The following is a 7177-nucleotide window of genomic DNA, read 5'->3' as shown; positions in this document are numbered from 1 at the left end:
GTCTAACTAGTCGCAAAGAAAGACTCTATGCAACTATGCCTTTTAGGAAAGTAAAAAGATTATAATTTGAATTTAATAATGACGTTACACTGAGTAATTATTATTTAAATCACTTTTTCCATTTCATTTTATTATTGGTATCGCGTGATGAAATAATGGTTTCATTACTGCTTTGAATCCCGCCCAATTTGGAGAGTCGGTCATAAAGTACAACATTACAGGTTGCCGCTAAATTCATACAGCCGATAGTAGGAATATACACCACTTCGTCGCACCATTTTAAAACATCTTTAGGCACAGAGCCGTCTTCTGGACCAAATACATAAAATGCGTTCTCAGGGTGAGTAAATTCGGGCAAAGGAGTGGCACCTTCAATTAACTCAATTACCACTACTTTTGAACCTTGTGGCTTGACTGATTCTAAATCGTCAGTGGCGGTTAATGGAATGCGTTGCACCACATTTTTCGTATCCGTATGAAATTTTTGTGCATTTAAATAACGGTTGCCGGTAAAAAACACCTTCTTGGCGTCATAACAACCTGCTGCGCGTAATACACCACCCACATTAGTTGGGCTTTTAGGGTTTATTAAACCAATACTTGCTTGTAACTTACTCACTAGTTGCAATCCTTGGTTGGCCACTCGGCAATATACAAGTCAAAATCGTCTAATTTTACATCACAATCTTTTACTGTTTTATCTTTGACTGAAATGTTTAGCTCATGCATTTTAGTTTTATCGCCGTTATTAAGTAACGGGTGCCACGTTGCTAAACCGCGCCCTTCATGAAGACGGCGGTAGCTACAGCTTTGGGGCATGAAAAAGATGTCTTTTAGGTTTTCTTTAGTGAGTTTAACGCACGAAGGGACTAATGTTTGGCGGTTTTCGTATTCACTACAGCCACAGGTATTGTTATCAAGGTATTGACAAACAATGTTGGTAAATATTAGTTGCTCGCCTTCTCTTAGCTGATCGGTAGCAGTAAAGTCATCTTCGTCTTCACTGTCAATAAAGGTGTTTAAACAACACTTTCCACATCCATCACAAATGGCTTCCCATTCTTGCTGGTTCATTTCATTCAGGCTTTTACTAAGCCAAAATTGGGTATTTGCTAATTGTTGATCAAACATGGTGTTCTCGCCCCTTTTAAGAGCGCGCATTCTAACGTATTGCAGCAAAGCGCGCAAAGCCAATCCCTAATATCTGCATGGCTTCGCGCGATTTTATTACTGCTGAGATTTAACCCAACGTTTAATTTTTTTCTCCAGAATAGGCATAGGTAGTGCACCATCAATCAATATTTGCGTATGAAACGCTTTAATGTCAAATTGCTCACCTAATTGCTGGTGGGCGTAATTTCTGAGCTCTTTAATTTTAAACTCACCCAATTTGTACGATAGTGCTTGGCCTGGCCATGCGATATAGCGTTCAACTTCAGCAATAACATCACTTTTTGCCATTGAAGAATTTGCTAGCATGTAATCAATGCCTTGTTGACGTGTCCAACCTTTGGCATGAAATCCTGTATCAAGCACTAATCGCATCGCTCTTAGCTGCTCATCGCTAAGACGCCCGTACCACATATACGGGTCGGTAAATAAACCCAATTCTTTGCCTAAGCTTTCTGCATATAATGCCCAGCCTTCAGCAAACACGGTATAGCCGCCAAATTTACGAAAATCGGGCAAGCTTTGCACCTCTTGTTGCAGCGCTATTTGAAAGTGATGACCAGGAGCGGCTTCATGAATAGACAGTGTTTCGAGTAAAAACTTAGGCTGCGCTTTTAAGTTGTATGTATTGATGTAAAATATGCCTGGGCGCGAACCATCAGGAGCGGGTCCTGCATACGACGCTCCCGCAGCTGATTGGGCTCGATACGCTTCAACCGCTTTGACAATATAAGGAGCCTTAGGCTCAATATTAAATAACTTTGGTAAGCGGGCGTCTATCTTTACTTTAATTTGTTCATAGGCGGCAATTAACTCATCGGCTGTTTTATAATAAAACTCATCTGAGTCACGTAAGTGGTTAAAAAAGGCTGATAATTCTCCTTCAAATTCGACGGTGTCTTTAACCGTTTTCATCTCACTTAAGATTCTTGCCACTTCACTTAAACCAATCTCATGAATTTCATCCGCTGATAAACTTAACGTAGTATTTTTCTTTATTTGGTATTCGTACCACGCTTTACCATTGGGTAAATCAGCATAACCAACAGAATCGCGGGCATAAGGAATATAATCGTTAAGTAAGAAATCGCTCATTCGCTGATATGCAGGCACTAATTTATCTAAGATCAGTGTTTTATACTGCGATTTTAGCTGTTGCTTTTCATCAGCTGAAAAAGAGTCGGGCATGGCTTTAATGGGCGAATAAAAGAGAGAATCTTCTGCGCTTGTAACAACATGCGCTTTAAATTGCGGGAGTAATTTTTTTGCTAATGGCATAGGCAGTACCACATCGTTTTTAACGCCTTGCGCCATTGATTGTTCAACACTTGCAAGCCATTTAACGAAACCATCTGCACGCTTGATAAATTTTTGGTAGTCGGCAACAGTATTAAAAGGCTGAGCACTTTGTCCTGAACCAAATCCAGCGAAGGTATTATGCGCACCCGACATTTGATTTATCGGTAACAAATAATTTTTATATTGCATCCCCTCAAGCTTGAGGGCTAAATCTCGGGATAATACTTCAAAATTCAGTAGCGCTTGACCGGTCAGTTGTGATTCATCAATCAGCGTTAAGCGTTGTTGATATTTTTTGTAAAATGCGGCTTTTTTATCGCGATTAAGCTGCGATATTTCAGGCAAAAATTGATCATCAAATTCATGGCGGCCATTATAAGTAGCGCTTAATGGATTAAAAGCTAATGATTCATCGTAGTACTGAGCAACGAGCACATCTAATTGCTGCTCGGCTGATAATTCGCTTATTACAGGTGCGACTGACTGATTTGTGTTTAATTGTGAGCTGGTGCTCATACAACCACTTAAGGCAAACATAACGCTACTGGCAACCAGAGCTATTTTAATAACTTTCATAAATTCCCTTGTTAGTTTTTACCCGCCAATTATGCGGTTTTAAATAACTTAAATAAAGCAATTACGGTCAATGCTATTCGTCGCTACATTATTTACTCAATAGCGCATGGTTGCTACATTCAAGTAAATGAAAATAATTATAATGACTTAAACATGAAAAAACATTTACTAACTGCATCAATCGTATTTCTGAGCTTAACCAGTGCAAGTACACTAGCCACAACCTATATATCGGCCAAAGCTTTACTAGATGTTGAAACAGGCGAACTTAAATCTAATCCTTTGATTGCCATAGATAACGGTGTTATTAGCCAAATCCAATTTAATAAAAAGCCCAAGCTTAGCAGTAATGATGAACTGATAAACCTACCAACGCTTACCCTGTTACCTGGGTTAATGGACATGCACGTACATTTAACCAGCGATCCTACCGTGTCTCGAAGTGAACGTTTAGGGCAATCTGTTCCGCGAATGGCCATTAAAGCCAGCTATTTTGCTAAGCAAACCTTAGAAGCTGGATTTACTACAGTACGTAACTTAGGTGCACAAGGCTACAGTGTTATTGCGGTGCGAGACGGTGTTAATGCCGGTGATATTATCGGCCCACGTATCTGGGCTGCTGGGCCTTCTTTGAGCATTACTGGTGGGCACTGCGATAATAATCGCTTACCTCCAGAGATGAAATATACTGCCACCGGCGTTGCTGATGGCCCATGGGCAGTACGTATTAAAGTGCGTGAAAATATAAAATATGGCGCTAATGCAATCAAACTATGCGCCACAGGTGGGGTATTTTCTAAAGGAACAAAAGTCGGCATACAGCAATACGCCTTTGAAGAAATGAAAGCCATTGTTGATGAAGCGCACATGCGTGAATTACCTGTTGCCGCTCACGCACACGGCACTAACGGTATTAAAACGGCGATTAGAGCCGGTGTAGATAGTGTTGAGCACGCTAGCTTTCTAGATGATGAAGCGATTGCGCTTGCAAAAGAGCATGGTACTTGGTTATCGATGGATATTTATAATACAGAGTATACGCTGAGCTTTGGTGAGCAAAATGGTGTTGATGAAGAAAACCTAAATAAGGAACGTCTGGTATCAAAAAAACAACGTGATAGTTTTAAACGCGCTGTTAAAGCTGGGGTAAACATGGTATTTGGTACCGACGCAGCAATATACCCACATGGTGATAATGCTAAACAGTTTTCCCGTATGGTTGAATTTGGCATGAGTGAATTACAAGCAATTCAAGCGGCGACCATTAATAGTGCTAAATTATTAAAAGCTGATAAACAACTAGGGCAAATTAAAACTGGTTTTGCAGCTGATATCATAGCGGTAGATACTAATCCATTAAAAAACATTTCTACACTAGAGCAGATCCCGTTTGTTATGAAGGCGGGTGTGGTTTACAAACAGTAAGCCCAAACGTTTCTATAAGGTTGAGCACCGCTCAACCTTAAAATTTTTTGCAAATGTAGCTAAGCTGCTCGTTTAGCCATCAAAATTTTATTAAAAAATCTTTCTGCTAAACCAACTAACTACTGCAATCCCCCTTTGAAATTTTCAAATATGATTACTTTTAAATCACATTGAATAACAATCAAGCAAACGTACCTATTGAAGTAAAAAAAATTGAACTTTTTATTTAAATTTAAAATGATAACCATTATCATTCGCGCAAATTAACAAATGCGAATGGTTATCAGTTTATGAAAAGGTTTCAATACTCTCTCCTCACTCTAGCGTGTTTAAACGCAAATTTAGCAATGGCTAACGAGTCACAAGTTAATTCAGATATTGAACGAATTAGCGTTTACGAGCAACAAAACCGAGTAGTGATGAATTCTGGTTTAGCGACTAAATCAGACATGTCACTAATGGAAACCCCAGCACCCGTGGTTATTGTTGATAAAGCACTGATTGAATCACAAGGTATTGATAGTCTTCAGGACGTGATCCGCAATGTGAGTGGCCTAACTCAAGCGGGTAATAACTATGGCATTGGTGACAATTTAGTTATTCGTGGTTTGGGTGCTAATTACACTTATGATGGCATGTATGGCGGCGCAGGCTTGGGCAATACATTTAACCCTACTCGGTCTTTAACCAATGTTGAATCTATTGAAGTGTTAAAGGGTCCCGCTACTGGCTTGTATGGTATGGGTAGTGCCGGTGGTGTGATCAACCTCATTGAGAAAAAACCACAGTTTAACGAGCAACATACGCTAGAAATGGATATCGGTCAGTGGGATAGTTATTCGCTTGCACTCGATAGCACCAATGCAATAACCGACGATTTAGCTTATCGGGTAATGGCAAAAACCGCCTCTAGCGATGGCTTTCGTGATTTAAAAGAGCAGCGCGATGAAATTTACTCGTCTTTAAAATATGTGCTTAATGACCAACAATCTTTTGTATTGTCTGGGGCATATATTAAAGACGCTATTGCAGTGGATTCTATTGGCCACCCTATTCGTATTTTTAACAGTGGATCGGTTAACGGTTTAACTGCTGGAGAAGTATCAGGCGCCGATTTAGTTAATGACCCTACAGCAAGTGGGTTACAATTGAGTGAAGCACAACGAAATGAATTAGCTAACTCTTTGGCAAGCAATGATGGTTTAACACCCTTTAACTTTGGCACTAATGGCATAATATCACCGATGGCAAAGGATAACGAAGGTGAAGAGCTGCGTTTTAAACTAGCGCATAATTATTACATTAGTGATGATTTATTTTTAAATCAACAGCTGCAGTATCGCAATTACACTTCAAGTTTTGCTCGTCAAACAGGTGCTTATAATTATGTTTATTGGAACCGACGCGGTGTAATTAACCAAGATCCACGCGCACCGTTAGTTGTAGATAATGTATTACATCCTTTTGCTGCCAGACGCCAAGAATATCGCCAAGTAGAAGCGGATGAAAAATCTTGGCAATACTTCTTAGATTTACGTTATGACTTTATGCTTGGTAATATAGAAAACGAACTACTAGTTAATGCCAACTATGAAGACCGTGATATTCGTTTTAAACAGTACTCTATTTATGATGCTGATAAGGTCATTAAAAACAATGACGGTGAAGTGATTTACCAAGGCGCACTGCCATATATTTTTGATATACGTCAACCAAATTGGCCTACAGGTGAATTTGCTGACTATGACCCGCTTAAAACCAGTGATTACAATAAAAAAGTACAAGCATGGGGCGTAGGCCTGCAGCATGTTGCTTATATTAACGACAAGATCACTACTCGTATTGGTGTTGCTCATAATCGCATAAAACAAAGTTATGAGCATTTTGGGGTAGACCCACGTTATAGCCAAAGCCGCGCAAATCCAACGCCTGAAGCAAACACATCAGACAGTGGTTTAACGTATAACTTAGGTGCTACTTATCAAGTAAACGCTGATATGGCTTTGTTTTTAAATCACTCGAAAGGACGCACAGCTTACAGTGTTCTTGGCTCTGTTGCTGGTAATGAAGCCGATAGAGACGATTCCGAATCAGTGAGTAACGATTTAGGCTTTCGTTTTAAAGCATTTGATGATCAATTACTAGCTTCGATTGTAGTATTTGAAAGTGCGCGCACTAATTTAGAATACGCCAATCCACTTTATGAAGCCGGCGTGTCAGCACCTGACGTAGTAGAGAGCTTTTTTGATGGCGAAGAACAGACAAAAGGTGTAGAGATTGATTTAAATGCGTATTTGAACGATCAATGGAAAGTTAATATTAACGGTGTTTATCAAGACGCCCGCGATAAAACTAATCCAAACAGCTCAAGCTTTGATACCCGCCAAAAAGGGGTGCCTTATGTAACAGCTAGTTCATGGGTTACTTACTCAGCAGCGCTGTTTGAATTACCACACGCAGTTGATTTAAGCGCAGGCTTAACATTCGTTGATAAACGCAGTACTAACTCAAGTTCATTCGGTATTGATAATGGTTACGTACCCGCTTATAACGTATATGATGCTGCGGTTAGCTATAAAGCAAACAATTGGCAGATGCAATTAAACATTAATAACCTGTTTAATAAAAAATACTATTCTAAAGCCATGTTTTTAGGCGGAATGCCAGGTGAAGAACGTAATGCAAAGCTAAGCTTTAGTTACAAACT

At 39.7% G+C, this 7177-nt stretch carries 5 protein-coding genes; 2 read left to right on the top strand and 3 right to left on the bottom strand.

What is annotated here, in order from left to right; genetic code table 11:
• Window positions 1-109: 109 nt before the first annotated feature.
• The 3 genes from QL989_RS18865 to QL989_RS18855 form a co-directional block, all read right to left on the bottom strand.
• The gene (locus QL989_RS18865) at window positions 110-619 is read right to left on the bottom strand and encodes an RNA methyltransferase (RefSeq protein ID WP_138606492.1); all 510 of its coding nucleotides are present in this window, start codon (window positions 617-619) and stop codon (window positions 110-112) included.
• Window positions 619-1131, bottom strand: coding sequence for a YcgN family cysteine cluster protein (locus tag QL989_RS18860; RefSeq protein WP_138606494.1), 513 nt, complete (start codon window positions 1129-1131; stop codon window positions 619-621). Before QL989_RS18860 ends, QL989_RS18865 begins: the two co-directional genes overlap by 1 nt.
• Before the next feature lie 96 nt (window positions 1132-1227).
• Complete coding sequence (locus QL989_RS18855; RefSeq protein WP_290171667.1) at window positions 1228-3045, bottom strand: DUF885 domain-containing protein; 1818 nt, start codon at window positions 3043-3045, stop codon at window positions 1228-1230.
• Between the two features lie 153 nt (window positions 3046-3198).
• Here QL989_RS18855 and QL989_RS18850 point away from each other — a divergent pair, with 153 nt between their 5' ends.
• On the top strand, window positions 3199-4470 hold the full coding sequence (locus QL989_RS18850) for an amidohydrolase family protein (RefSeq protein ID WP_290171665.1): 1272 nt from the start codon (window positions 3199-3201) through the stop codon (window positions 4468-4470).
• Between the two features lie 290 nt (window positions 4471-4760).
• A partial coding sequence (locus tag QL989_RS18845) for a TonB-dependent receptor (RefSeq protein WP_290171664.1) occupies window positions 4761-7177 on the top strand: 2417 nt, incomplete at its 3' end.

Source organism: Pseudoalteromonas sp. APC 3224 (assembly GCF_030407535.1).
Taxonomy (GTDB): domain Bacteria; phylum Pseudomonadota; class Gammaproteobacteria; order Enterobacterales; family Alteromonadaceae; genus Pseudoalteromonas.
Note: the sequence above shows the minus strand (reverse complement) of the source record. Positions and strands in the feature narration are given on the sequence as shown.